This is a genomic window from Kitasatospora sp. NPDC096204, assembly GCF_044763205.1.
Taxonomy (GTDB): Bacteria; Actinomycetota; Actinomycetes; order Streptomycetales; family Streptomycetaceae; genus Kitasatospora.
On the sequence record NZ_JBIWFT010000039.1, the window covers coordinates 26,564 to 52,483 of the forward strand.

At 73.6% G+C, this 25,920-nt stretch carries 24 protein-coding genes; 16 read left to right on the top strand and 8 right to left on the bottom strand.

Annotation, left to right across the window (positions count from 1 at the left end; all coding sequences use genetic code 11):
- Nucleotides 1-37: 37 nt before the first annotated feature.
- Together ACIQ87_RS32530 and ACIQ87_RS32535 are read left to right on the top strand one after the other, a co-directional pair.
- On the top strand, nt 38-1,873 hold the full coding sequence (locus ACIQ87_RS32530) for a M1 family aminopeptidase (protein ID WP_402413836.1): 1,836 nt from the start codon (nt 38-40) through the stop codon (nt 1,871-1,873).
- A gap of 199 nt (nt 1,874-2,072) precedes the next feature.
- The gene (locus ACIQ87_RS32535) at nt 2,073-3,761 is read left to right on the top strand and encodes a protease pro-enzyme activation domain-containing protein (RefSeq protein WP_402413839.1); all 1,689 of its coding nucleotides are present in this window, start codon (nt 2,073-2,075) and stop codon (nt 3,759-3,761) included.
- Nucleotides 3,762-3,874: 113 nt separating this feature from the next.
- Here ACIQ87_RS32535 and ACIQ87_RS32540 read toward each other — a convergent pair whose 3' ends face one another.
- Complete coding sequence (locus ACIQ87_RS32540; RefSeq protein WP_402413842.1) at nt 3,875-4,762, bottom strand: lysozyme; 888 nt, start codon at nt 4,760-4,762, stop codon at nt 3,875-3,877.
- 355 nt (nt 4,763-5,117) lie between these two features.
- On the opposite strand from ACIQ87_RS32540, the gene ACIQ87_RS32545 reads away from it, so the two are divergent.
- The 3 genes from ACIQ87_RS32545 (at nt 5,118) to ACIQ87_RS32555 (ending at nt 10,161) form a co-directional block, all read left to right on the top strand.
- On the top strand, nt 5,118-5,687 hold the full coding sequence (locus ACIQ87_RS32545) for a GNAT family N-acetyltransferase (RefSeq protein WP_402413845.1): 570 nt from the start codon (nt 5,118-5,120) through the stop codon (nt 5,685-5,687).
- A 268-nt stretch (nt 5,688-5,955) separates the two neighbouring features.
- Entirely contained in the window at nt 5,956-7,692 is a 1,737-nt protein-coding gene (locus ACIQ87_RS32550; protein ID WP_402413846.1) for a glycosyltransferase family 2 protein, read from the top strand.
- A 135-nt stretch (nt 7,693-7,827) separates the two neighbouring features.
- Nucleotides 7,828-10,161 carry an acyltransferase family protein gene (locus ACIQ87_RS32555; protein WP_402413849.1) on the top strand — a complete coding sequence of 778 codons (2,334 nt, stop codon included), beginning with the start codon at nt 7,828-7,830 and terminating at the stop codon, nt 10,159-10,161.
- Here ACIQ87_RS32555 and ACIQ87_RS32560 read toward each other — a convergent pair.
- Entirely contained in the window at nt 10,152-10,766 is a 615-nt protein-coding gene (locus ACIQ87_RS32560) for a hypothetical protein (RefSeq protein ID WP_402413851.1), read from the bottom strand. The two genes, ACIQ87_RS32555 and ACIQ87_RS32560, sit on opposite strands and share 10 nt — an antisense overlap.
- 125 nt (nt 10,767-10,891) lie before the next feature.
- On the opposite strand from ACIQ87_RS32560, the gene ACIQ87_RS32565 reads away from it, so the two are divergent.
- The 3 genes from ACIQ87_RS32565 to ACIQ87_RS32575 all read left to right on the top strand — a co-directional run bounded on the left by ACIQ87_RS32565 (nt 10,892) and on the right by ACIQ87_RS32575 (nt 12,376).
- Nucleotides 10,892-11,122: a hypothetical protein gene (locus ACIQ87_RS32565; RefSeq protein ID WP_402413853.1), complete on the top strand. Its 231-nt coding sequence runs from the start codon at nt 10,892-10,894 to the stop codon at nt 11,120-11,122.
- Nucleotides 11,123-11,216: 94 nt separating this feature from the next.
- Complete coding sequence (locus ACIQ87_RS32570) at nt 11,217-11,756, top strand: hypothetical protein (RefSeq protein ID WP_402413855.1); 540 nt, start codon at nt 11,217-11,219, stop codon at nt 11,754-11,756.
- Nucleotides 11,753-12,376, top strand: coding sequence for a class I SAM-dependent methyltransferase (locus tag ACIQ87_RS32575; RefSeq protein WP_402413857.1), 624 nt, complete (start codon nt 11,753-11,755; stop codon nt 12,374-12,376). The genes ACIQ87_RS32570 and ACIQ87_RS32575 overlap by 4 nt, the downstream gene beginning before the upstream one ends.
- 453 nt (nt 12,377-12,829) lie before the next feature.
- Here the strand turns inward: ACIQ87_RS32575 and ACIQ87_RS32580 are convergent, their stop codons facing one another.
- The 4 genes from ACIQ87_RS32580 to ACIQ87_RS32595 all read right to left on the bottom strand — a co-directional run bounded on the left by ACIQ87_RS32580 (nt 12,830) and on the right by ACIQ87_RS32595 (nt 15,650).
- Nucleotides 12,830-13,066: a hypothetical protein gene (locus ACIQ87_RS32580; protein ID WP_402413860.1), complete on the bottom strand. Its 237-nt coding sequence runs from the start codon at nt 13,064-13,066 to the stop codon at nt 12,830-12,832.
- A 238-nt stretch (nt 13,067-13,304) separates the two neighbouring features.
- Nucleotides 13,305-13,886, bottom strand: a complete 582-nt coding sequence (locus ACIQ87_RS32585) for a TetR/AcrR family transcriptional regulator (RefSeq protein ID WP_402413862.1) — start codon at nt 13,884-13,886, stop codon at nt 13,305-13,307.
- A gap of 75 nt (nt 13,887-13,961) precedes the next feature.
- On the bottom strand, nt 13,962-14,591 hold the full coding sequence (locus ACIQ87_RS32590; RefSeq protein WP_402413865.1) for a histidine phosphatase family protein: 630 nt from the start codon (nt 14,589-14,591) through the stop codon (nt 13,962-13,964).
- 126 nt (nt 14,592-14,717) lie between these two features.
- Nucleotides 14,718-15,650, bottom strand: a complete 933-nt coding sequence (locus tag ACIQ87_RS32595) for an aldo/keto reductase (protein WP_402413868.1) — start codon at nt 15,648-15,650, stop codon at nt 14,718-14,720.
- A 73-nt stretch (nt 15,651-15,723) separates the two neighbouring features.
- Here ACIQ87_RS32595 and ACIQ87_RS32600 point away from each other — a divergent pair, with 73 nt between their 5' ends.
- The 3 genes from ACIQ87_RS32600 to ACIQ87_RS32610 all read left to right on the top strand — a co-directional run bounded on the left by ACIQ87_RS32600 (nt 15,724) and on the right by ACIQ87_RS32610 (nt 18,268).
- Complete coding sequence (locus ACIQ87_RS32600) at nt 15,724-16,716, top strand: DUF5937 family protein (protein WP_402413871.1); 993 nt, start codon at nt 15,724-15,726, stop codon at nt 16,714-16,716.
- A gap of 72 nt (nt 16,717-16,788) precedes the next feature.
- The gene (locus ACIQ87_RS32605; RefSeq protein ID WP_402413873.1) at nt 16,789-17,184 is read left to right on the top strand and encodes a hypothetical protein; all 396 of its coding nucleotides are present in this window, start codon (nt 16,789-16,791) and stop codon (nt 17,182-17,184) included.
- Between the two features lie 43 nt (nt 17,185-17,227).
- Nucleotides 17,228-18,268, top strand: coding sequence for a hypothetical protein (locus ACIQ87_RS32610; RefSeq protein ID WP_402413875.1), 1,041 nt, complete (start codon nt 17,228-17,230; stop codon nt 18,266-18,268).
- A 240-nt stretch (nt 18,269-18,508) separates the two neighbouring features.
- Here ACIQ87_RS32610 and ACIQ87_RS32615 read toward each other — a convergent pair whose 3' ends face one another.
- Nucleotides 18,509-19,195 (bottom strand): MerR family transcriptional regulator, encoded by a 687-nt coding sequence (locus ACIQ87_RS32615; protein WP_402413878.1) that lies wholly within the window; start codon nt 19,193-19,195, stop codon nt 18,509-18,511.
- A gap of 198 nt (nt 19,196-19,393) precedes the next feature.
- On the opposite strand from ACIQ87_RS32615, the gene ACIQ87_RS32620 reads away from it, so the two are divergent.
- Both ACIQ87_RS32620 and ACIQ87_RS32625 read left to right on the top strand, forming a co-directional pair.
- Nucleotides 19,394-20,728, top strand: coding sequence for a YhgE/Pip domain-containing protein (locus ACIQ87_RS32620; RefSeq protein ID WP_402413881.1), 1,335 nt, complete (start codon nt 19,394-19,396; stop codon nt 20,726-20,728).
- Between the two features lie 125 nt (nt 20,729-20,853).
- Nucleotides 20,854-21,330: a MarR family winged helix-turn-helix transcriptional regulator gene (locus ACIQ87_RS32625; protein WP_402413884.1), complete on the top strand. Its 477-nt coding sequence runs from the start codon at nt 20,854-20,856 to the stop codon at nt 21,328-21,330.
- Between the two features lie 138 nt (nt 21,331-21,468).
- Here the strand turns inward: ACIQ87_RS32625 and ACIQ87_RS32630 are convergent, their stop codons facing one another.
- Nucleotides 21,469-23,064 carry a M4 family metallopeptidase gene (locus tag ACIQ87_RS32630; RefSeq protein WP_402413886.1) on the bottom strand — a complete coding sequence of 532 codons (1,596 nt, stop codon included), beginning with the start codon at nt 23,062-23,064 and terminating at the stop codon, nt 21,469-21,471.
- A 159-nt stretch (nt 23,065-23,223) separates the two neighbouring features.
- On the opposite strand from ACIQ87_RS32630, the gene ACIQ87_RS32635 reads away from it, so the two are divergent.
- The 3 genes from ACIQ87_RS32635 (at nt 23,224) to efeO (ending at nt 25,886) form a co-directional block, all read left to right on the top strand.
- Nucleotides 23,224-23,625, top strand: coding sequence for a GNAT family N-acetyltransferase (locus ACIQ87_RS32635; protein WP_402413888.1), 402 nt, complete (start codon nt 23,224-23,226; stop codon nt 23,623-23,625).
- Nucleotides 23,626-23,783: 158 nt separating this feature from the next.
- Nucleotides 23,784-24,608, top strand: a complete 825-nt coding sequence (locus tag ACIQ87_RS32640; RefSeq protein WP_402413890.1) for an ABC transporter ATP-binding protein — start codon at nt 23,784-23,786, stop codon at nt 24,606-24,608.
- Between the two features lie 129 nt (nt 24,609-24,737).
- Complete coding sequence (efeO, locus tag ACIQ87_RS32645) at nt 24,738-25,886, top strand: iron uptake system protein EfeO (RefSeq protein ID WP_402413893.1); 1,149 nt, start codon at nt 24,738-24,740, stop codon at nt 25,884-25,886.
- Nucleotides 25,887-25,920: the final 34 nt, after the last annotated feature.

Sequence of the window (25,920 nt, forward strand, 5' to 3'; positions counted from 1 at the left end):
GCTGCTGCTCCCGGCCCGCTCCCCACGAGAGGCTCCGATGAGAAGAATCCTGCCTGCCCTGACCGGCGCCGCCCTGTTCGCGGCGGTCGGCCTCGCGGCGCTCGCCACCCCCAATGTGGCGAGCGCCGCGGACTGCACACCCGCCCAGGTGGTGGCCAACGGCGGTTTCGAGTCCGGCAGTTCGTCCTGGACGGCGCCGAGCGGCGCGATCACCGCGGACAGCGGCCAGAGCGCGCACTCCGGCAGCTCCTACGCCTGGCTCGACGGCTACGGCTCCAGCCACACCGACACCCTCTCGCAGTCCGTCACCCTCCCCGCCGGGTGCGGCACCGCGACGCTCGGGTTCTGGCTGCACGTCGACACCGCCGAGACCACCGGCAGCACCGCCTACGACAAGCTCACCGTCAAGCTCGGCTCCACCACACTGGCGACCTACTCCAACCTGGACGCCGGCAGCGGCTACGTGCACAAGACCCTCGACGTCTCCGCCTTCGCGGGCCAGAGCGCGACGCTGGCCTTCACCGGCGTCGAGGACGCCAGCCTGCAGACCAGCTTCGTGCTGGACGACGTCACCCTGGACGCCTCCGGCGGCGGCACCCCGCCCCAGCCCGGCGACCCGACCCGCACCCCGGTCTCACCGGCGTACACCGTCGCGCTCACCAGCGACGCCTCCGGCGGCAGTTGGACCGGACACGAGAGCGTGAGTTTCAGCAACGCCTCGTCCTCGCCGCTGAACGAGGTGTACCTGCGGCTGTGGGACAACGCCCACGGCAGCTGCCCCAGCACCCCGATCACGGTGACCAACGTGACCGGCGGCACGCCCTCCCCGCTCACGGTGAACTGCACCGCGCTCAAGATCACCCTGCCGGCCCCGCTCGCCCAGGGCCAGAGCGGCACCGTCGGCTTCGACCTCGGCATCACCGTGCCGAGCGGCGCGGACCGCTTCGGCCACGACGGCGCGTACAACTTCCTCGGCAACGCCCTGCCCGTCCTGGCGATACGGGACGCGACCGGCTGGCACCTCGACCCGTACACCAACAACGGCGAGTCCTTCTACTCGGTGGCCTCGGACTTCACCGTCACCCTGGACCACCCGACCGGCCTGCTGGTGCCCGCGACCGGCACCTCGGTGGACACCCCCGGCGCGGCCGGACGGACCGTCACCAAGGCGACCGCGAGCAAGGTCCGCGACTTCGCCTGGGGCGCCGGACCGTTCACCAGGATCTCCGGCACCTCCGCGGCCGGGGTGAAGGTCAACGTCTACTCGGTGGCGGGGATCAGCGCGTCCGACTCCGCGTCGATGCTCTCCACCGCGACCTCGGCGGTCGACGCCCACGCCCAGCGCTTCGGCGCCTACCCGTACGGCGAACTGGACGCGGTGATCGACAACAACTTCTGGTTCGGCGGCATGGAGTACCCGGGCTTCGTCCTCGACCTGGTCAGCACCACGGCGCTCACCCACGAGATCGGCCACCAGTGGTGGTACGGCATCGTGGGCGACGACGAGTACAACGGCCCCTGGCTGGACGAGGCCTTCACCGACTACGCCACCGACCTCGCCCTCGGCAAGACCGGCAACGGCTGCTGGAGCAGCGTCTCCTGGGCCTCCTCGGCGGAGCGGATCACCAACTCGATGGCGTACTGGGACGCGAACTCCTCCCGCTACTCCACGGTCGTCTACGGCTACGGCAAGTGCGCCCTGCACGACCTGCGCCGGACGATCGGCGACACCGCGATGACCACGTTGCTGCGGAACTACGCGCAGGCGCACTGGTACGGCGTCTCCACCACCGCGGAGTTCAAGGCCGCGGCCCAGGCCGCCACCACCGTGGACCTGACCTCCTTCTGGAGCCAGCACCGCATCGACGGCTGAGCGGCCCGCACACCCCTGGCGGCGCCCCCGGTCCCGGCCGGGGGCGCCGCCCTGACGCCCTCTCGGCGGCCCTTGACGCCACCTGGCCCCCGGAGGACGCTGTACGCATACGACATAAGCGTGTGCCGTATGCGGACAGTCGAAAGCACACGACCCAGAGTCGCGAGCTCCCGGCGCAGACCCGACCGCTGGAGCGATCATGTCGACCAACCACTACGTGGCGCTGCCGGACAGCTCCCGCGTTCCGCTCGACGGAGCGCGGGCCATCGGACCGGCCCACCCCCAGACACCCCTGACCGTCACCGTCTACCTGCGCCGCGACCCCGCCGCGCAGCCGCGGCCGGACGTCTACGAGCTGGCGCTCCAGGCGCCGACCAGGCGCGTCCTGCCCACCGACGACCAGTACGCCGCCACCCACCGGTGGCTGGACACCGACCTCAAGGCGGTCGAGGCCTTCGCCGCCGAGCACGGCCTCAAGGTCGAGAACCCGAACCCGCTGGCCCGCAGCGTCCAGCTGACCGGCACCACCCGGGCCGTCGCGGACGCCTTCCAGGTGACCCTGGCCCGCTACCGCTACCAGGACGCCAGGGGCAACCCCCGCACCTACCGCGGCCGGGTGGGCCAGATCTTCGTCCCCGCGGAGCTGGACGGCATCGTCACCCACGTCTTCGGCCTGGACGACCGGCCGATCGGCAACCGCCTGCTGATCCGCCGGGCCGCCGACGCCGCCTCGGTGGCGCACACCGCCGCGACGGTCCGGCCGGGGGCCTTCCTCCCACCGCAGCTCCAGGTGCCGTACGCCTATCCGGCCGGCACCGACGGGAGCGGGCAGTGCATCGCCGTCCTCGCCTTCAACGGCGAGACGCCGCCCGGCGTCCCGTCCGGCGGCTACTCGCTGGACGCCCTGCGGAACTACTTCGTCAACATCCTCCACCAGGACATGCCGGACATCACCAACGTGGTGATCCCGGGCGTCGGCACCCCCGGCAACGACCCGGGGCAGGACTCCGACATCGAGACGGCCGACAGCACCGGCGAGATCATGCTCGACCTGGCGGTCGTCGGCGCCCTCGCCCCCAAGGCGAAGATCGTCGTCTACTTCACCACGTTCACCGAACAGGGCTGGGTCGACGTGATCACCCGGATCGTCAACGACACCGACAACCGGCCCTCGGTGATCACCAACAGCTACGGCAACGCCGAGGCCATCCCGGGCAGCCGGTGGACGGTCGGGGCGATGAGGCGGGTGGACACCGCCTTCGCCGGCGCGGCCGAGAAGAACATCAGCGTCTGCTGCGCCTCGGGCGACGACGGCTCCCGCGACCAGGCCTCCGACGAGCGCGCCCACGCCGACTTCCCCGCCTCCAGCCCGCACGTGCTCGGTGTCGGCGGCACCCGTCTGGTGGTCCGCCAGGGGCAGGTCGTCAGCGAGGTCTGCTGGGACGACGGCCCGGGCAGCCGGACGGGCGGCGGCATCAGCGCGGTCTTCCCGGAGCCCGCGTACCAGGACGGCGTCGACGTCCCGCCTTCGGCCGACCCGCCGCACGCGCGCGGGCGCGGCGCGCCCGACGTCTCCGCGCTGGCCGACCCCCAGACCGGCGTGGTCGTCCCGAGCGTCGACGGCGTGCACTTCAACCAGATCGGCGGCACCAGCGCCTCCGCCCCGATGTGGGGCGCCCTGCTCGCCCGGATCAACCAGGGCCTTCCCGGCTCCGCCCAGGTCGGCTTCCTCAACCCGCTGCTGTACACGAAGTTCGCGACGGGCGTCCTGCGGGACATCACCCAGGGCAGCAACGGCGCGTACGCCTCCGGGCCCGACTGGGACGCGTGCACCGGCCTCGGCAGCCCCGGCGGCCAGGGGCTGCTGGACGGCCTCAAGGCGCTCTGACGCCGCACCTCCCGTGACGCCGGACCCGTTCAAGGCTCCGGACCGGCCCCGGCTGCGGACACCGCCATCCGTCGGGCCCCCGCCTCGGCGACGGGGGCCCGACGGTCGGTGGATCAGCCCAGGGCGAGGGCGCGGAGGCGGTCGGCCGCGCCGTTGAAGTAGTTCTGGTCACCGGGGAAGGTGCCGGCGTCGGCGAACTGCCAGAACGTCTGGTAGCCCCAGCCGTTCGGCAGGGTGCCGACGGAGGAGGCGTAGCGGGCTATCCAGAGCGGGTTGGTGGTGCCGAAGCCGCCGTTGTTGCCGGTGCACTGGGTCCACCAGTTGGTGGTGGTGTAGATGGTGGGGTAGCGGCCGGTGCGGGTGTGCACGGTGTTGCTGAAGTCGCGGATCCAGCTGACCATGGCGCTCTGACTGAGGCCGTAGCAGGTGGCGCCGTAGGGGTTGTACTCGATGTCCAGCGCGGGCGGCAGGGTCTTGCCGTCGGCGGACCAGCCGCCGCCGTGGCTGACGAAGTAGTCGGCCTGGGTGGCGCCGGAGGAGGCGTTCGGCAGCGCGAAGTGGTAGGCGCCGCGGATCAGGCCGGCGTTGTACGAGCCGTTGTACTGCTGGGCGAAGGAGGGGTTGGTGTAGCCGGTGCCCTCGGTCGCCTTGACGTAGGCGAACTTGGCGCCGTTGGCGGCCACCGACGACCAGTTGACGTTGCCCTGGTAGCCGGAGACGTCCAGCCCGGGGGTCTGGGTGGCGGCGAGGGAGGCGAACGGCGCGGCGGCGCCGCGGCCCTCGTGGACGGCGACGGTGGAGCCGGCGAAGTCCTGCTCGGGGTGGAAGCCGGGGCGGCCTTCGGCGACGGGGGCGACAGGGGCGGGTTCGGCCGCGTACGCGGGGGCGGCCACACCGGCGACCAGGGCGGTCGCGGCGGCGAGGGCCGCCAGCGCGGGCAGGCGGCGGCCGGCCCGTCTGTCGGTGCCGGTGGGGCGGGCGGAGCGGGAAGAGCGGGGCATGAGCACTCCTCTGGTCCGAGCGTGGGGAAGGTCGAAATGACCCGGTACGGCCGGGGTCTGACCGGCCGTACCGCAGAGTAGCCATGTACCTGGCACCGCCACCAGGCATCTTTTTTCACATAGTGAACGCATGTCAGATGTGTCGGGGTGCCATGACCGGCAACCGGCGTTGCCGGTCCTGCCTGTTTCCGACCGCCCGGAACGCACGCGGAGACGGTGTCGGGCGCGGTGCCGGGCGGGGTGGCCGGGCCGGTGGCGGGAGGACCCCGGGGTCCTGGGGCGCGGTCGCCGCTGTGCGACGATGCCCGCGGGCCGGCCACCACGGGCGGCCCCGCACGTGAGGAGAGGACCCGCCATGCCCGAGACCGCCGCCGACTCCGCCCGTCCCGCCGGGGAGCCCGCGTTCCGGACCGCCACGCCCGCCGACGTCCCGGCGCTGGTCGCGCTGGTCGAGTCCGCCTACCGGGGCGAGTCCAGCCGGGCCGGCTGGACCACCGAGGCCGACCTGCTGGATGGCCGGCGCACCGACCCGGAGGCCGTCACCGAGGCCCTGAGCCACCCCGACGGGCTGGTGCTGCTGGCCGAGCTGGACGGCGAGCCGGTCGCCTGCTGTCAGCTGGAACGGCGGGGCGGGCTGGCCTACTTCGGCATGTTCTCGGTGCGTCCCGGGCTCCAGGGCGGCGGCATCGGCCGGGCCGTGCTGGCCGAGGCGGAGCGGCTGGCCGCCGAGGAGTGGGGCGTCGGCGCGATGGAGATGGCGGTGATCGAGCAGCGCGCCGACCTGATCGCCTGGTACGAGCGGCGCGGCTTCCGGCGCACCGGCGAGTTCAGTCCGTTCCCGTACGGCGACGAGCGCTTCGGCATCCCCCGGCGGCCGGACCTCCGGTTCGCCCACCTCGTCAAGGAGTTGAAGGCTGCGTCATGAGTGGATGGATGTCCGTGTACGGAAGTTGACGGCTGTGGCCGTGCTGACCCGGTGGCCGCGAAGAGAGTTGACAGCGGTCGGAAACGGCTCGCCCCAGGGGGAGGGTTCGGTTCCGCCGGAGCGGATTTCCGCAGGTGACGTGCCGTCAAGTCGGTGAGCTGGGGCGATGTGGAGATGTCATACCTCGTTCATTATTGGTCTAGGCCAATGTGAGAGGCTGAGCGCGAACGGCCACGTTCCGCCCGCTGCCCAGGGGGGCCATTTCCGCATGCCCGCACTCCATGGCACCGCCATGCCCGCACCCGACGCCGGTCCGCGCAGGACACCCGCGGACCCCGACGACAACCGACTGCCCACCCCGCCCGACGACGAGGAGCTCTACTGGTACTTCGGCCCGCAGCGCCGCTGGGTGCTGCTCTGCGCCACCCTCTCCTACGCGGGAGCCACCGCCACGCTCGGCCTGTTCGCCCTCAGCAAGCCGCTGCTCTGGCCGTTCCTGGCGCTCACCCTGCTCAACGCGGCCACCTGGCTGCTCTCGCTCGCCGACGGCCAGCGCGCCCGGCGCTTCACCCGCGACTCGCACGACCTGCTGCTGCGCGCCTGGAACCCCGCCCGCGCCCCGAGCGTGGACCTGCTGCTGCCGACCGCCGGTGAACCACTGGCCGTCCTGGACAACGCCTACCGGCACACCGCGGCCGTCCGGTGGCCCGGCGAGCTGACCGTCCTGGTCCTCGACGACGCCGACCGCCCCGAGGTGCGCGAACTCGCCGAGTCCTACGGCTTCCAGTACCGCGCCCGCCCCGACCGGGGCCGGTTCAAGAAGGCCGGCAACCTCAACCACGGCCTCGCCGAGGGCACCGGCGAGATCGTCGCCGTCCTGGACGCCGACTTCTGCCCCCGCCCCGACTTCCTGCACCACCTGGTGCCCTACCTCGACAACCCCGGGGTCGGCATCGTGCAGAGCCCGCAGTGCTTCGACACGGACGCCGACATGTCCTGGCTCGAACGCGCCGCGGGAGCCACCCAGGAGATCTTCTACCGCTGGATCCAGCCCTCCCGGGACGCGCAGGACGGCACCGTCTGCTGCGGCACCAACGCCCTCTACCGCCGCGCCGCACTCGAGCGGATCGGCGGCTTCGCCGAGATCGACCACAGCGAGGACCTCTACACCGGCCTCGCCCTCGCCCGCGCCGGATGGGCCACCCGCTACGTCCCCGCGCTGGTCGCCAAGGGCATGTCGCCCACCGGCCTGCCCGCCTTCATCAGCCAGCAGTACCGCTGGTGCCTCGGCTCCCTTGCCCTGGTCCGCGACCCGGACTTCCGCCGGGGGCCGCTCTCCCGATCCGCCCGGCTCTGCTTCTGGAACGGCATCCTCGGCTACGTCACCAGCGCGGTGAACGTCTTCGCCGTACCGCTGCCCGCCCTGATCATGCTGTTCTTCCGGCCCGAGGAGATCCGGCCCTGGCAGGTGCTGCCCTTCCTGCCGCCGATCTGGGTCGCCCTGGTGCTGCTGCCCGCGATGTCCCGCACCCGCTGGCGCTTCGAGGTCACCCGGGTCCAGCTCCTCGGCGGGCTCTGCCACGTGGTCGCCATCGCACACGCGCTGCGCCGCCGCTCCGCCGACTGGGTGCCCACCGGCGCCGTGTCCGGCGGCAGTTCGCTCGCCCGCGCCGTCGCCCGGATCGGGGTCGGCTGGCTCGGACTGGTCGTCCTCGCCGGCGCCGCCGGACTGGTCCGGGCCGCGCAGCTGTACGGCTGGCGGCCGTACTGGGCGCTCGCCGGACTGCTCGCGCTCACCGCGTACACCATGGTCCCGCTGATCCGGGAGCTGTGGCCGCTGCTGAACGGGACCGGCGGCAGGGGCACGCCCGTCGGCGAGGTCGCCGCACCCGCACCGGGCCGCTCCGACCTCCGGTTCGGACGGGCCGAGGCCGTCGCCGTCACCGCCGTGCTGCTGCTGTGCGGGCTGCTGGCCTCCGGCTGGGCCGATCCGCTGATCTTCTGACGCTCCGTCAGAGCCGCCGCACCGCTCGATCGTTGCTTTTTCCCTGTGCGTCGCCCCACCGGCGCGGACACCGCCCGGCCGCCCCATCGGCCCGGCGGCCCGACAACCGCTGCCAGCCCTGCAAGGAGCACCGCCGTGTCAACGGCCGTACCGCCTTCGTCGTCCACCGCCGCGTCCACCGTCTCCTCCTCGGCGGCGTCCGCCGCCGCCTCCGACCCGCCCGTCGACCGGCCCGCCGACCTGCTGCCCGGCGTCGTCCGGGTCGACCGGGCACCCGCCGTCCCGCCGCGCGCCACCGTCGCCGGGAGCGGACCGGAGCGCCGGCGCACCGCCTTCCGCCCCGACATCGAGGGGCTGCGCGGCGTCGCCGTGCTCTCCGTCCTCGCCTTCCACTCCGCCGTCCCCGGCCTGACCGGCGGCTTCGTCGGCGTCGACGTCTTCTTCGTCATCTCCGGCTTCCTGATCACCGGCCTGCTCACCGGCCGCCCGCTCGGCCTGTGGGACTTCGCCGCCCGCCGCGCCCGGCGCATCCTGCCCGCCGCCGCCACGGTGCTGGTCGCCACCGCCGTCGCCGGCGGCGCCCTGCTCGACCCGCTGCGCGGCACCGACCTCGCCCGCGACCTGATCGCCTCCGCCGGCCAGTTCGCCAACTGGCGCTTCGTCGGCCTGCAGACCGACTACCTGGCCGCCGAACGCGACCCCAGCCCGCTGCAGCACTTCTGGTCACTGGGCGTGGAGAACCAGTTCTACCTGCTCTGGGGCGTCCTGCTGCTCGGCCTCGCCCGCTACCTGCACGGGCGCCGCCGCACCCTGGCGACCACCCTCGCCACGGTGGCCGTCGGCGCCGTCTCGCTGGCGCTCTGCCTGCGCTGGACGGACAGCTCCGCGCCGCTCGCCTACTTCTCCACCGGCAGCCGGCTCTGGGAGTTCGCGGCCGGCGCCTGCGCGGCGCTGGCGGGCCCGGCGCTGGCCGCCCGCGCCGAGCGGCGTCCGGCGAGCCGGACGCCGCGGTGGTCGCTGCGGACGCTCGGGTGGCTGGGCCTCGCGGCCGTGCTCGCACCGGTGGTCCTGTACGACCGCGACACCCCGTTCCCCGGCACCGCCGCGCTGCTGCCCGTCCTCGGCACCGCCGCCGTCCTGCTCGCGGGGCACGGCGCCCCCGGCCCCCTCCGCGCCGCCGACGCCGGACGGCTGCTCGCCACCCGCCCGCTGCGCGCCGCCGGGCGCCTCTCCTACGCCTGGTACCTGTGGCACTGGCCGGTGCTGACCATCGCGCAGGCCCGGTACGGCACGCTGCCCTGGACCACCCTGCTCGCCCTCACCGCCGCCGCCGCGCTGCCCGCCTGGCTCACCCTGCGCCTGGTCGAGCAGCCGCTGCGGTACGGCAGCAGCCCGGCACCCCGGCGCGGGCTCGCGGTCGGCGCCAGCGCCCTGGTCATCCCGCTGATCGCCGCGCTCACCCTCGGTGGCGGCACCGTGCGCGCGCTCGGCGACCCCTCCTCCGGGCCCGTGGCGGCCCCCGCCGGAGCCGCCGACGGCCCGCTGCTGCTCGCCCCCGGCACCCGGGTGCTCGCCCTGACACCCCCGCTGGCCCGGGCCCGGGAGGACTTCCCGCCCGGCAAGGGCTGCGAGATCCCGCTCAACGCCGACAGCAGCCCGCGCTGCCTCTTCGGCGCCGAGGACAGCTCCGACCGGATCGTGCTGCTCGGCGACTCCCACGCCGGGCAGTGGATCTCCGCCGGCCTCGCCCTGGCCGAGCAGCGGCACTGGGCCCTGGAGGTCCTGGTCAAGCCCGGCTGCCCGCTGGCCACCCTCACCGTGCGCAACAACGTGCTCGGCCGCACCTTCGAGGAGTGCGACCGCTGGCGCGAGAACACCCTCACCCGACTGGCCTCCGGGCCCAGGCCGCGCCTCGTCCTGATGGCCGGCCTCAACCGCTACGGCACCCAGGCCGAGCGCGCCGAGGGCTGGACCCGCACCCTGGACCGGCTCACCGCGCTCGGCGCCCCGCTCGCCTACCTCGGCGACACCCCGATGCCCGGCAAGGACATCCCCACCTGCCTGGCCGCCTCCGACGGGCGCTCGGACGCCTGCTTCTTCCCGCGCGACACCGCGTTCGAGCCCGACCCGGTGCTGGACGGCGGCCTCGCGGCCCGGTACGGGGTGCGGACCCTCGACCTCGGCCCGCTGCTCTGCCCCGGCGCCGGGCCCTCCTGCCCGGCCGTGCTGGAGGGCGTGGTGCTGTACCGGGACACCGGGCACATCACCGACACCCTGGCGCGGGTGCTGGCACCCCGGCTGGACAGGGGGCTGCTGGGGGCGGATGGGGCGCCGGTCGTCCCGGCGGGTCAGGCCGTCCCGGCGGGTCCGGCCGTTCCGACCGGTCAGGCCGCTCCGGCCGGCCCGACCGGTCAGGCCGCGTCCGTGGCCCCGGGGCCGCCGTCGGCCCAGCCGTGGACTCAGCCGTAGATGTTGCGGCAGAGTCGGGCCGAGTCCGACCCGACCGGCCAGTGGCCCGCCCGCTCGGCCTGATCGCAGATGGTGCTCCGGCCGCCGCCCGAATCCGCCCCGGCACTCGCCGGGGCGGCAGTGCCCGACGGGCCGCGGGCCGGAGCGGACGCGTGCGGACTGTGCCCCGGCCTGGGATGCGCGCTCGCCGAGGCGTGCTGGGCGTCGGGCGTCGCGGCGGCCCCCGCAGCGGCCGCGGGCGCGGCCACGCTCGGCCCCTCCACCGGTACCGCCGTCCCCGGGGTGGGCGGCGGCAGCGGGGACGGCGCCGGCGTGGCCAGGGAGGGGGAGACCGGCAGCGACTGCGTCGTCGGGTCCGCGGCGGAGGGCGAGGCCTCCGGCAGCGCCGCCACACCGGCCTCGTCCCCCGGCCCCGGCCCGCACATCACCAGGACGGAGGCCAGTACGGCTCCCGTCCCGACCATCGCGGCCGTCCACGCCTTGCGCGACAGACGTCTCGGCGGCTCGGGGGTGGACCACGGCGGTAGCGGATTCGTCGGGACCGGTGGCGGCTGCCAAGCGTTCTGCGGCCACTGCCACTGCCCTCCGGTGGGCTGCCCAGTCATGTGCTCGTCCTTCCAGCGGCCCCCCTCGAACGTTTCCGTGCTCAACGAGCGCACCGACGCCGGGATATGACCCGGAAGAGGGGTTTGGACGGGCGTTGATTGCCAGCGCGCCACATGCTGGGGGCATGGAGACCAACAGCACGTCCAAACCCCTGGTCGAGGTGGCCGAGCTCCGGGCCGACAACCGCTACCGCCTCGTCCGCTTCGAGGGCCACGGCTGGGAACCGCTCGAACGGGAAGAGTTCGAGCCGCGCGTCCACCAGCTCTTCCCCGACCTCGACCCGCGCGACCCCCAGCGGGTCCACTGGGTCGACCACCCCTGGGAATGGCCCCGCTGGCACCCCGGCGAAGCCTGATCAAGGCCCTGTCTCCTGGATCCTTGCCGGGTCCGCCGGAATCCGAGGGACAGGCCCAAGCCGCGGGGGTTGCCGACCCCGCTACGCTGAGCGGGTGAGTGTGGATCACTTCTGGTGCCGCTTGCCGGGTCAGGCCGTGGACGCCTGCTCGCCGGAGGAACTCGGCGAACTCGTGCCCCGCGACCGCGACGTCCGCTATGACCGGCTGGCCGCCGCGGGCCTCGCCCTCGGCGTGCGGCGCACCGCCGTCCTGATGGAACTCGCGCTCACCGAGAACGGCCTGCACCCCGACCCGGCCGCCCGGCTGCCCGTCTACGGCGGCCGACGGCACCGGCCGGACGGGGCGCTACCGGACGAGGCCCTGCCCGGCGGGGCACCGCGCAGCGGCGCCATGCCGGTGCTGCGCCCCGAACAGGTCGCGACGGCCGCCGCCTTCCTGCGCGGCTCGGCGCTCGGCGAACTCGTCCGCCAGCAGGACAGCGTGCTCGCCCGTACGGTCGCGCACCTCGGCTACCCGACGCCCTGGTCCGAAACCTGGGCGGCGCTCGTCGTCCACGACCTGCGCGAGCTGCGGGACTTCTTCGCCGGCGCGGCCGCCGCCGGCGACGCGGTGGCCGTCCGGGAGGCGCAGTGAACGGGCCGGAGCGGGTGGCCGAGCCGGCCGGGACGCGGGGCTACGGCGAGGCGGCGGAGCAACTCGCCGTCCAGTACGAGGGCGTGAGCTTCGCCGAGGTACACCGTGACCTGCACCACCTGTACCCGGCCCCACCCCGCTCCGTCCTCGACATCGGCGCCGGCACCGGCCGGGACGCCGCCGCCCTCGCCGCCCTCGGCCACCGGGTGGTCGCCGCCGAGCCCACCCCCGAACTCCGCGCCGTCGGCGAGCGGTTGCACGCCGGCTCCGGCGTGCGCTGGGTCGCCGACGCGCTGCCCGGACTGCCGCTGCTCGTCGCCGAGGGCCGGCGCTACGACCTCGTCCTGCTCACCGCCGTCTGGATGCACCTCGCCCCCGTCGAGCGTCCGCCCGCGATGGCCGCCCTCAGCCGCCTCCTCGCCCCCGCCGGCCGTCTCGCCCTCACCCTGCGCCACGGCCCCGTCCCGCCCGGCCGCCGGATGTTCGACCTCCCGCCCGAGCCCACCGTCACCCTCGCCGCCGGCCACGGCCTGCGCCTCCTGCACCGCGCTGCTCGCCCGGACCTGCACGGCCGGGACGGGGTCCACTGGACGGCGCTGCTCTTCGAGCGGGAGGCGTAGCCGCTCGGCCGCGGCCCTGCCGAAGTGTGCTGATCGGCAGCGGCGGGCAGACGACCTCCTCCTCGGTGAGATCGGCCGACTCCTCGGGCGGCTCGGCCCCGTCCCGTACGGCCGGCAGGTACGCCTTGGCCTGCGGGCGGCTCAGCCGAGGCGCGTCTCGGCGCGGATGGTCCATCGCGGCGACGGCCCCCTCCTCCACACCGCGGCAAGGGGATTTCGGGCGGTGCGCGGAGGAGGCCCCGATTGTCCGTGATTCGGGTGACGCCGAAGGAGGGCGACACCGCCCGGTGGTCGTCGGCACGATGGTCGGACCGACGGGGGGAGCCCGCGGCCGGAGAACGCCGGGGATGGCCTCCGTTCGCTGCCCGTCAGGTGCCTGCCCGGCCCCGCCCGTGCGGGGCCGGGCCTCAGCCGTGCCATCGCCGCCCCGGTCTTGGAACTGACGGAGCGTCATCACGCCTGACATGGGCGTCGGATCGGCAGTGCCCCGGCGGGGTGGCCGTGTTCCCGGCCGCAGGCGGTGAGGGTGAGGACGCCGTGGCCCACCACCTCGGTGTCCGGCCCCGGCGCCCCGGGGTCGGTCGAGAGCCGGGCGGCGATGTCGGTGGCGTTGCAGGTGTCGGGGATTCGGAGCTCCTCCTTCACCTGGAGGTACCGGGCGAGGAACGCTTCGGAGGCGGAGGGGTCCACGCCCTCGAAGGCGCCGGGTGTCCTGGGAGGAGCTGCCGGACACCAGCGTCCGGCCGTTCAGCGCGGGGCTGACGAAGACGCGTGAGCAGGACCGGTGGGGCTGGGCCCGGTCCCGGCCGTGGTGGTCGTGGTTCCAGGCCGCTGCGCCGGTGCGGAGCGGACGGGCCGGGCGCGGGTGAGCCCGAAGGCGTCCAGGGCCGCGGCCTGGTCGGTGGTCGGCGCGGGCCGCCCGGCGCGGTCACGGTGTGCCGAAGCCGAGCAGCCGTCGGACGGCGGGCCGGGCGTGCTCCAGTGGTTCGCGGCTGCGCCGGACGGCGGCGAGCAGGGCGGCGCCCTCCAGCAGGGCGAGTGCCTGCCCGGCTGCGGCCAGGGCCTGCGCCGGGCCGCAGCCTTCGCTCTCCAGTCGGTCGGCCAGGAGCTGCTGCCAGTCCGCGTAGAGCTGGGCGCAGACCGTCCGCAGGGCCTCGTTGGTGCCGGCCACCTCCAGGGCGACGGTGGCGATCGGGCAGCCGCTGGTGTAGTCCGAGCGCTCCAGGCGTTCCGCGAAGGCGTCGACCAGCCGCTCGGCGAGGGTGGCGGTGTCGGCGCCCTCGGCAGCCGGGCCGGTGAGCAGGGCCTGGACCTCCCGGCCGGCTTGGGTGAGCGCGGCGGTCACCAACTGGTCCTTGCCGCCGGGGAAGTGGAAGTAGAGCGAGCCGCGGGGGGCGCCGGTGGCGGCCACGATCCGGTTGAGTCCGGTGCCGAAGTAGCCCTGTGCCTCGATCAGTTCCCTGGTTCCGGCGATCAGTCGAGCCCTGGTCGCCTCACCTTTGACTCCCATGCGGCGAGAGTAGACCGGTCTGCATATTCCTGTCGACGGGCCCGAAAGGTGCCACCGATCGTCCTCCGCGCTTTGTCAGCAACGGAGTTGGGGCGGGTAGCCGGTCCAGTGCAGCTCCTCCGGGAGGTGGCCCTGGTCGTTGAGGAGCAGTACGGCGGGCGGCCGACCGGGCGTGTAGCGCAGGACGGTCAGTGCCGCGTTGGCGGCGTTGACGCCGAGCCAGCGCCAGGCCGGGGCGTCCAGGGCGTGCCGGACCAGCCAGCCGACCAGGAAGGCGTGGGTGACGACCAGTTGGTGCCGCTCCTCGCCGCCCGGCACCGGCCCGGTGAACCGCTCGACGGCCCGCCGGGCCAGCAGGGCGCCCTCCTCCCGTTCCTCCGCCGTGGTGGCCGAGAGACGGTCGAGCACGAACTCGGCGCTGGCCTCGGGGAGTTCCTCCCGCGCGGGCACGTACGGCACGAAGTCGCCGGCCTCCTCGCACTGCCGCGGCCGCACGCCGGTCAGCTGTTCCGCGACCAGCCGCGCGGTCTCCGCCGCCCGGGGCAGCGGGCCGTGGTGCAGCGCCGAGATCGGGCGGCCGGCCAGCCGTCGGCCCAGCAGGGCGGCCTGCCGGCGCCCGGCGGCGGTGAGGGCGCTGCCGTCGCCTTCGGACGCGGCCTCACCGTGGCGGGCCAGGTAGAGGTAGCGGGTGGCAAGGTCGGTCATGTTCGGGGACTCCTCGTGGCGGACGAAGATCGACTTTCCCCGGGGCGACGCGCGGCGGGCGGCGCCCGGTTCCGTCCCAGCCCGTGAGTGCCGGCCCGCGCTCCCCTCCGCCCAGCCCCCTCCGCCTCAGCCCGCGTGGGCCTCGTCCAGCAGCGCCAGCTCCCGCGCCGACAGCCGCAGCGCCCCGGCGGCGATGTTGTCCTCCAGGTGCGCCACGTCCCCGGTGCCCGGGATGGCCAGCACGTGCGGGCCGCGGTGCAGCGTCCAGGCCAGGCGCACCTGTGCGGTGCTCACCCCGCGTGCCTCGGCCACCGCCAGGACCTGGGCGGGCTCGGTCCCGCCGGCGCCGTCCTGCCGTCCGGCTCCGGCGATCGCGTAGAAGGGGACGAACGCGATGCCCTGCTCCCCGCAGATCCGCAGCAGCTCGTCCTGCTCCGGTGTGGCGCCGATGCCGTACGGGTTCTGCACGCAGACCACCGGCGCGATGGTCTGCGCCTCGGCGAGCTGGTGCGGGTGGACGTTGGAGAGGCCGAGCTGCCGGATCAGTCCGGCCTGGCGCAACTCGGCCAGCGCGCCGAAGCGTTCGGCGACCGAGTCGGTGCCGAGGATCCGGAGGTTCACCAGGTCGAGGTGGTCGCGGCCGAGCTGGCGCAGGTTCTGCTCCACCTGGGCGCGCAGCCGCTCGGGGGTGCGGGCGTGCTCGACCCACTCGCCGTCGGGGCCGCGGCCCGGGCCGACCTTGGTGGCGATCACCAGGTCGTCGGAGTACGGCGCGAGCGCCCGGTTGATCAGCTCGTTGGCGGAGCGCAGCGGGGAGAAGTAGAAGGCGGCGGTGTCGATGTGGTCGACGCCCAGCTCGACGGCCCGGCGCAGCACCCGCAGGGCCTGCTCGCGGTCGCGCGGGACGGCGTGCGGGACGAGCGCCGGGCCGGTCTGCGGCAGGCGCATCGTGCCGAAGCCGATCCGGTGGACGGTGCGGTCCCCGAGCTTCCAGGTGCCGGAGGCGGCGGCGGTGACAGGGTCGGCGGTGGGGGTGTTCACGAGGGCGTTCGAAGTCATGCCCATGATGATCTCCACTGCACTAGCCTGACCGCCAACGATTCGAACATGTGTGAATCCACGGGGGTGGGGCTTGGCGGCCGAGCTGCTGTTCACGGCGGGCGACCTGGCGCGGATGCGCTTCGCGGTCTCGCCGATGTGGGAGGTCGGGCCGAGCCTGCGGCTGCTGCGCTCAGGGCTCGCCCACCCCGTCCACCGGCCCTGGACGGAGCAGGTGCGACCCCGGCTGGCGGCGCTCGGCCCGGCGTACGCCCTGCTCGCCGAGCTGGTCCGGCCCGCCGGGTACGTGCCGGACTTCCTCAACCCGGCCCCCGCCGGGCCCGCCCCCACACTGGCCGAGGAGTTGGCCGCGATCCGGGCCACCCCGGCCGAGCGGGTCCGCCGCGACCTCGACCGGCTCGGGGACGGGCTCGGCGCCCGGCTGCGGGCGCTGTACGCCGACCCGGAGGCGGGACTGGCGCGGCTGACCGGTGCGGTCGAGACGTACTGGGAGCTGGCGCTGGCACCGTACTGGGCGAGGATCCGGGCCGTCCTGGACGCCGATGTGCTGCACCGGGCCCGGCAGGCCGCCGAGCACGGCACCGCGCGGGTGCTGAACGACCTGCACGCGGAGCTGCGCTGGACGGAGGACACGCTCCGGCTGCGCCACCGGTCCCGGCCGCTGCCCGGCCGGAGGCCAGGATCGGGCCTGCTGCTGATCCCGTCGGCCTTCACCGGCCCGCGCCTGTACACCCGCCTCGCCCCGGGGGACCCACCCCAACTCGCCTACCCGGCACGGGGGATCGGCGGGCTGTGGGAGACGGCGCCGGTCCCGGTCGCCGGGGCGCTCGCCGCGGTGCTCGGCCGCTCCCGGGCCCTGCTGCTCTCGGAGCTCGGCGCCCCGGCGTCGACCACCGAACTCGCCCGGCGCACCGGACTCTCGCCCTCGGCCGTCTCGCAGTACCTGACCGCCCTGCGGGAGGCCCGGCTGGTCAGCGCCCACCGGGCGGGGAGGTGGGTGCTCTATGCCCGGACGGCCTCGGCGGAGGCGCTGCTGGCGCCGCCGCCACCACTGGGGGAGGGGTGATCGGGGTGCTCCTCCCGCCCGGTCGGAACGCGGTCTGGTCGGTGCCGGGCGCCGCCGGTTAGGCTGCCCGGCGTGGCGGAGGAGAACGCGGCGCGGGCCGCCCAGCCGGCGGACGACCGGGTCGTGGCGGAGTGGATCCGCGAGCGTTTCGGTGTGGTGCCGGAGTCGCGGGGCTCGCTGACCGCCTTCGACGGGCGCCTCGTCGTCGACCTGGACACCCGCCTCGTCACCGTGGACGGCCGCGAGGCGCGGCTGAACCGCTCCGACGTCAAACTGCTGTGCGGCCTGATCGAGTTGGGCGAGGGCGTGCACGAGCCGGAGGCGATCATGTGGAAGGTCTACGGCACGCCGTTCCACACCCACGAGCTGAGGTACCTGACGGCAGTGCTGAGGGTGAAGCTCGGCGAGCCCTCCTGGATCGTGCGGACCGAGGAGGGCTACGGCCTGCTGCCCCCGGAACGGCAGTAGCCCGCCCGCGGCGCCGGGCCGCCCGGAGCCGCATACTGACGGCATGACGCGTGGAGACGGCGGCCGGGGACCGGGGCGACGCGGGATCCTGCGGGCGGGCGCGGCGGCGCTGGTGCTGGGAACGGCGGGGTGTACGGGAGGTACCAGGCCGCAGCCGACGGCCACGAGCCAGGCCACGAGCCCGGCCACGAGCCCGGCCGGGACTCCCACCGGACGGCCCACCGAGACGCCGACACCCACACCCACACCCACCCCGCTGCCCCAACCTCCCCTCTGGCAGCCCGGCCCCGGTGAGATCCAGCCCGACGTCAAGCGCCGCGCCGTCGAACTGGTCGCCGCGCTCGGTGCCTGGCCGCCCGGCGGGCAGGGCATGGAGGCGGCCCGCGCCCGGGTGGCGGCGCTCGGCCTGCCGCCCGCGCTGGCCGACCGGGCGGGCCCGCTGGCCCCGGCGGCGACCGAGGCCGGCCTGGAGGTGATCGTCGCCCAGTACGGCGGGATCCTCGACGACTCGGCGAGCGTGCTGGTGGTCTGTCGTCAGTGGCGGCGCGGCCCGGACGGTTCGGTGGTCGAGGGCGGCACCACGGTGGACGTCCGGCTCGGCCGGGCCGAGCCGCGCTGGACCGTCACCGACCTGCGTCCGGGGGACGCCGGGCCGACCGCCGCCGCGCCGCCGCCCGCGGTGGCCCGGGTGCTGGCCGAGCCCCGGATCGAGCTGCCGCCGGAGGCCGCCGCCGACCTGCGCAGCGGTACCGTCCACGACAGCGTGCTGGAGGCGATGCTGCGATTGGCCGGCCCGTACACGCTCTCGGTGAGCGTGGTGCGGACCGGCCACCCGTTGGACGTCTTCGGGACGACCCGGCCCAGCGACCATCCGCTGGGCCGGGCCTTCGACGTCTGGCGGATCGACGGGCTGGCCGTGGTCGACCCGGGGACGTCCCGGCAGCTGATCGCGTCCTTCATGCGGGACGCGGCCGCCGCCGGCTCGTACAACGTGGGCGGTCCGGTGGCGCTCCGGGGCGCCGGGAACCAGTTCTTCACCGACGACACCCATCACGACCACTGCCACGTGGGGTTCGACCACTGAGGCCCTGAAGCCCGTCGAACGTACGGTCATTCGACGGCCGCGCCCAACCGCGGTCCTTCCGGAGAATCCGGTCCATGCCCGCGGACCACCACGAACCACCGATGCGGCACACGTCGACGGACCCGGCCGACCGGCCGGAGATCGACCTCTGCCTCCGCAAGTCCAAGATCGTCCGGGAGGGCGAGGAGCGCGACATCAGTCGCCCTCGGCCGGGGCCGCTGCCGAAGCTGGTGGAGCCCCTCACGCGGGATCACGGGGGAGTCGGGGTCGGGCGGGGTGGGGTTCGGCGGCTTCGGCCGGGCGGGCCCAGGCGGTGCGGCGGTGGGATTCGTGTTCCTGGGCGAGGCGCCGTAGGACGGCGAGGACCGGTTCGAGGAGCAGGACGACGATGGCGGCGTGTTCGGCGAGCCGGAGGCGGTCCTTGATGTCCTCAAGCTGGTCGAGGTCGAGCCGGGCGGCGGTGGCGGCGACCTCGGCGTAGGGCAGGAGGTCTTCGGTGCGGTAGGTGACGCCGAGGCGGTCGAGGTCCATCAGGCTGGCGGCGAGGGCTCTGCGGTGCGGTGAGTCCTGGGAGACCTCCCAGTCCATGGCGTCGAGCAGCTCGTCGATCCGGTGCGCTTGCTCGTCGACGGCGTCCGTCTCGGCGGCGTCGACGGGAGTGGGCAGGGCGTAGTGGACGACTCCGAGGGTGGCGAGCGGGTCGAGGGGCTGGTCGAGCGCGGCGAGGACGTCGCGGGTGGCGGCGATGGACAGGCCGCCGCGGGCGGTGAGGGCGCGGATGAGCCGCAGGCGCTGGACGTGCTCGTCGCCGTAGAGCGTGAGGGTGGCGCCGAGGGGCCGACCCGGGGGCAGCAGGCCTTCACGTACGTAGTACTTGATGGTGGCGACCGGGGTCCCGGACTGCCGGCTCAGGTCGGAGATCTTCATGCGCACTCTCGCTCGGACTCGGTGTCTGTGATCAGTCTCGCAGGCCGTCGAATGGACTCCTCTTACTGATAGCTTCACTATCTAGCTAGATAGTGAAGCTATCAGTTGGGCGGACGGCCAGCTGAAACGCTGGAAATCCACGTCCTCTTGTCACTCGGAGCGCCACGACGGCGCGATATCGCAACCGGAGCACCGTTGATGTCTGAGCCACCCCGCGTCCAGAGCGTGAGCGCCCGCGGACTGCTGCGCAGGAGGAGCCTGTGGCTGTCGTCCGCGGTGATCCTCGGCCTGCTGTCGTTCGTCCTGTCGCTGCTCTACCTGGGTGCCAACAACGACCCGGTCGGTTCGGCGAAGGACATGCCGATCGCGCTGGTCAACGCCGACCGCGGCGTTCAGGTGGCCGGTCAGCGGATCGACCTCGGCGCGCAGATCGCCTCGCAGATCACCGGAGCCGACGACCTGAAGGGCAAGGTCTCCTGGAAAGAGGTCGACCGGGCCACCGCGGACGACCTGCTGGGCAAGGACAAGGTGTTCGGGGCGCTCGTCATCCCGGACGACTTCTCCGCCACGGTCGCCGCCCTCGCCGGGCCGGCCCAGCACGATCCGCACCCCCCGACCATCACGGTGCTGACCAATCCCGCGGCCGGCAGCTTCGGCTCCTCGATGGCGACCGAGATCAACCGCAAGGTCGTTCAGGCCACCTCCGCCCAGGTCGGCCACCAGCTCGCCGAACAGCTCGCGAAGCAGCAGGCCGCGCAGCAGACCGGGCGCCAGGCCGCCCCGGGCGCCGCGGCCCAGCTGATGATCACCGACCCCGTCAAGGCCGTGATCCAGGAGGGCCACCCGCTCGGCCGGCACAGCGGCCTCGGACTGAGTGCCTTCTTCTACACCCTCGTCCTCGTCCTGGGCGGCATGCTCGGCGCGAACGTGATCCACACCCAGGTGGACGCGGCGCTCGGCTACGTCGCCAGCGAGAAGGGCCCGTTCCGCAGCACCGCGCCCGCCCAGCACATCAGCCGCACCCGTCACTTCGCGGTCGCCTCCGTGGTCATGGTCGCCCTCTCCGCGCTGACCTCCGCCCTCGCGATGGTCGCGGCCTTCGGCATCGTCGGCATCGACGCCTCCCACCTGCCGATGCTGTGGCTCTTCGGGACCTGCGCCACGGCGGCGATGGGCATCACGGCGCTGGCCCTGCTCGCCGCCTTCGGCACCCCGGGCCCGCTGGTGTCCATGCTGGTGCTGGTGGGCCTGGCGATCCCCTCCGCGGGCGGCACCATCCCGCTGCAGGCGCTCCCCGGCTTCTACCGGTTCCTGGCCGGCTTCGAGCCCTTCCGCCAGGTGGTCGACGGAGTCCGCTCCATCCTCTACTTCGGCGCACAGGCCGAAGCGGGACTCGGACGCGCCTGGACCATGGTCGGCATCGGCTTCGCGATCTCGCTCGCCCTGGGGTTCGCCGTCACCCGCCTCTACGACCACAAGGGCCTGCACCGCAGCCCGGCCCACTCACCGTGGCCGGCCCCGGCAGCCGCCTGACCGGCACCGACGCTCGTCTGGTGCCGGCCTGCCTCAGGCCGGCACCGGGCCTGCACCAGGACCGCGAGTCCGCCCGGGGGCGGTCACGGTGCCCGCCGACGAATCAGCGAAGTGAAAGAACGGTCATGATCCAGGACGAGCCCGCGCCCGCGCTTCCGCCGGCTTCACCGCTACGGCCGCTCGACCGCCTGTACCGCGTCATCGCGCTCTGGAAGGAACAGCTGACCCCCGTGCTCAAGCGGCACGGACTCACCCTCGCCACCTTCCATGTGCTCGCCGTCCTACACCAGGCCGGACCTTCCCACCGCCTGACCACCGGACAACTGGCCGCCGGTGAGAAGGTCACCTGCTCCGGCATGACCGGTCGCGCGGACCAACTCGAACGCAAGGGTCTGATCGCCCGCGAACGCGACGAACACGACCGCCGCATCATCCACCTCAGGCTCACCGAACCCGGACTACGCCTCGTCGACCAGGTCCTCACCCACCACCGCCTGATGGAACAACAGCTGATGGCGGGACTCGACGGCGACGAGCGTCAGGCCTTCGCCGCACTGCTCGTCAAACTGGAACACCTCCTCGAAAGAGGTGGCCGAGCTTGATCTCCCGGCGTCGGCCTCCGCGAACTCTCCGACGGAAACAGTGAGCCGTCGGGCCGGATGTGCTCGCGCTGCGCGCAGTGGGGCGCCCCGGCGCCCGATCTCCCGGTGATGACGGCCTGTTCGACGGGCTGAGGGGCGTCAGTTGACGTTGACCCCGCTCCAGGCCGCCGCGACCGCGTTGTACTCGGCGCTGCCGGCGCCGTACAGGTCGCGGGCCGCGTTCAGCGAGGCGGCGCGGGCACCCTTGTAGTTGGTGGTGGAGGTCATGTAGACGGTCAGCGCGCGGTACCAGATCCTGGCGACCTTGTCGCGGCCGATGCCGGCCACCGTGGAGCTGTTGCAGGTCGCGCTGTTGTAGGTGACGCCGTTGACGGTCTTGCTGCCGCTGCCCTCGCTGGCCAGGTAGAACCAGTGGTTGCCGACGCCCGAGGAGTAGTGCACGTCGAGCTTGCCGACACTGCTGCTCCAGCAGTCGGCGGAGCCGCCGTCCAGCGAGGGCTTGTCGAAGCGGCGCAGCCACGGCGGGGTGGACTGGTCGCTGAACAGGTAGTCGCCGGTGTCGACCGTGTTGTTGGCGTAGAACTCGACCATGGTGCCGAAGATGTCGCTGGTGGACTCGTTGAGGCCGCCGGACTCGCCGCTGTAGCGCAGGTTGGCGGTGGCGCTGGTGACGCCGTGGGTCATCTCGTGGCCCATGGTGTCGAGGTCGACCTGCTCCGGGTCGGTGCTGCCGTTGCCGTCGCCGGTCATCATGCAGAAGCAGGCGTCGGACCACTGGGCGTTGTCCCAGTTGGTGCCGACGTGGACGAAGACGGTGGCGCCCTTGCCGTCGTTCTTGATGCCGCTGCGGCCGTGGACGTTCTTGTAGTAGTCGTACGTCCAGGCGGTGTTGGCGTGGGCGTCGACGGCGGCGGTGGAGCGGTCGGAGGAGAACTTCCGCCCGTCGCCCCAGACGTTGGTGGTGCTGTTGAACGCGGTGCCGGAGGAGGCCTTGAGCGAGCTCGCGGAGAGGTTGTTGGCGTCCTTGGTGACGTGGCCGCGGACCGGGTCGGTCAGGGTGTAGCCGCCGCCGGACTTGGCGGTGGTGTCGATGGTGACCGTGCCGGTGTACTCGGAGTTCCCGGTGCCGGCCGCCTGGTGCTCGGCGTCGTAGGACTCGATCTGCTCGCCGGTGGTGGCGTCGGTGACGACCACCTTGCCGGCCGGCTGGCCGTGCTCGCCGGTGCCCTCGACGGTGGTGCGCCAGGCCAGTCGGGGCGTGCCGTCGGCGGCCCAGACGACCAGCTCGGGAGTGCTGACGGCGTCCTTGACGCCCGGGGCGGCGGCCAGCGCGCCGGCCGCGCCGGACTGGGCGTTCACCTTCGGCACGGTCGACTTCACGGCGGCGTCGTGGGCGGCCGCCCGGGAGGAGTCCCTGAGCCGGCCCTTGGCGTCCTGGTGGACGACGAGGTCGCCGCCGACCACCGGCAGGCCCTGGAAGGTGCGGTCGAAGCGCACGTGCGAGGTGCCGTCGGCGTCCAGTACGACGTCCTTGAGCACGAGGTCCTGGCCGGAGCCGAAGCCGAACACCCCCGCGTTGTGGGCGACGTTGGCGCGGGCCTGGGATATCGCGGCCTCGCGCGTGCCGGGGGCGGCGGACGCCGTGGCGGCGGGGACGGTGGCGCCGGCGAGGGCGGCGACGACCGCGACGGCCGCGGCCACGCGGGCACGGCGGGAGGAGGGCGTGGGGGTCACTCTGACTCCAGTGGGGGTAGCTGTGCAGGGAAAGGAGCTGCGTCAGAGATTGACGGGGTTCAGTCAGATTCAGCTAGAGGGAAGGTCATAACTTTGCCAAGTCGTGTCCTTCGTTGATAAAAAATGATCAGAAGTTAACAAGCGCTCTACAGTGCCGTCGTGACGATCGACTACCTGTGGCGCGGCCCGCTCGCCGACCCCGAACTCGACGCCCTGCACGCCGAGGGCTTCGGCCACCCCGTGCGACCCGGGGGCTGGCTCGCCCGGCTGGAGCGGCACAGCCTCGGCTGGGTCACCGCCCGCCGCAGCGCCGACGGCGCCCTGGTCGGCTTCGTCAACCTGGCCTGGGACGGCGGCACCCATGCCTTCCTGCTCGACACCGTGGTCGCCCCGGGCGCCCGGCGGCAGGGTGTCGCCACCCGGCTGGTCGCCGAGGCGGCCGACGGCGCCCGCGCGGCCGGCTGCGGCTGGCTGCACGTCGACTTCGAGCCGCAACTGGGCCCCCTCTACCTCGACGCCTGCGGCCTGCGCCCCACCGACGCCGGGCTGTTGGCGCTCTGAGGCCCCAACTCCCGCCGGTCGGCGGCGCCGTGGCGCGTCCACCCCTCGGACGGCCGGGGCCGCCCCCGGCCGACGGTTGTACTCTGCACGCGGACGGACGGCGCCGAACCGGCGCGGCGCCCCGCCCGCACCCTGCCCGGCGCCGCGATCGGAGTCCCGTGAACTCATCCGCCCCCGACTTCGACGGGCCGCTGCTGCGCACCCGGGACGTGGACGTCGTGCGCGACGGCCGGCACCTGCTGCGCGGGATCACCCTGGAGATCCTCCCCGGCGAGCACTGGGCTCTGCTCGGCCCCAACGGGGCGGGCAAGTCCACCCTGCTCGCGCTGCTCGGCGCGGTCTCCCACCCCACCCGCGGCGAGGTGGACGTGCTCGGCCGTCGGCTCGGCCGGGTGGACGTCCGCGAGCTGCGTGCCCACCTCGGGCACGTCAACCCGCGCCACCCGCTGCGCTCGCCGCTGACCGTGCGCGAGGTGGTGCTCACCGGCCACACCAACACCATCGAGCCGGAGTTCCACCGCAAGCCCGCCCCGGTGGCGCTGGAGCGGGCCGAGCTGCTGATCGACACCCTCGGCATGCGGGCGATGGCCGAGGCGCCCTGGACCACGCTGTCCCAGGGCGAGCGCGGCCGGGCCCTGATCGCCCGGGCGCTGATGCCCAGTCCCCGGCTGCTGCTGCTCGACGAACCCGCCACCGGACTCGACCTGACCGCCCGCGAGCTGCTGCTGGACAGCCTGGACCTGCTGCGCCACCAGCACCCGGAACTGGCCAGCGTGCTGGTCACCCACCACCTGGAGGAGCTGCCGGAGAGCACCACCCACGCCCTGCTGCTGCGCGGCGGCGAGTGTGTCGCGGCCGGGCCGGTGGACGGGGTGATGACCACGGAGCTGATCAGCGAGACCTTCGGCCACCCGATCCGGATCAGCCGCCACGAGGGGCGCTGGACGGCCCGGGCCGCGGCCCGCCGGGCTCCGGGAAGGTAACGGTTCGGGGGGCGGGTGTAGACGGTAAGAGGTCTTTACGTAAGGTATGCCTTAGCTAATGATGGTCTGCTGGTCCCCGGCCGGCCGTACCGCCTTGGCACACCCATGCCTCTTTACGTTGGAGCCCGCATGTCCGCCCGTCGCCGTTCCACCGCAGCCGCGCTGCTCACCCTCGCCGTGGCGACCGCCACCCTGGCCGGTTGCGCGTCCAAGAAGGACGACAAGGCGGCCTCCTCCGACGCGGTCAAGGTGAACGCGACCGACACCGCCTGCGAGGTTTCCAAGACGACCTTCCCGGCCGGCCACGTCGTGCTGGACATCAGCAACAAGGGCTCGAAGACCACCGAGGTCTACGTCTACGGCGACGGCGACAAGATCGTCACCGAGCGCGAGAACATCGGCCCCGGTACCAAGGTCAGCATCAACGCCGAGATCAAGGCCGGCTCGTACGAGATCGCCTGCAAGCCCGGCATGGTCGGCGACGGCATCCGCCAGAAGATCACCGTCGCCGGCGAGGGCGGCAGCGCCGCGTCGGCCGACCCGCGCCTGGCCGCCGCCGTCGACGCCTACCGCAAGTACGCCCAGGAGCAGGCCGACGCCACCATCCCGGCCGTCGAGGCCTTCGTCGCCGCGATCAAGGCGGACGACCTGGAGAAGGCCAAGTCGCTGTACGCGCCCTCGCGCACCGGCTGGGAGCGCACCGAGCCGGTCGCCGAGAGCTTCGGCGACGTCGACCCGAAGACCGACACCCGCGAGGACAAGCTGGAGCCGGGCCAGGCCTGGACCGGCTGGCACAAGCTGGAGAAGTCGCTCTGGGTGGACGCGAAGGTCGGCGACGACGAGAAGAAGCTCGCCGACCAGCTGGTCGCCGACCTCAAGGACTGGCAGAAGAAGATCCCCGGGGCCGAGATCACCCCGACCAGCATGGCCAACGGCGCCAAGGAGCTGCTGGACGAGGTGGCGACCAACAAGATCACCGGCGAGGAGGAGCGCTACAGCCACACCGACCTGGCCGACTTCCAGGCCAACGTCGAGGGCGCGCAGAAGGCCTACGAGCTGCTGAAGCCGGTCGCCGCCGAGAAGGACCCGGAGCTGGCCAGGACGCTGGACTCCGAGTTCACCGAGATCAACGCCCTGCTCGCCAAGTTCAAGCAGGCCGACGGCACCTTCACCTCCTACGACAAGGTCACCGAGGCCGAGCGCAAGACCTTCTCCGACGCGGTCAACTCGCTGGGCGAGCCGCTGTCGAAGCTGGCCGCCGCCGTGGTCGTCAAGTAACCGGCCAGGCACACCCCGTACCACCCCACCGACG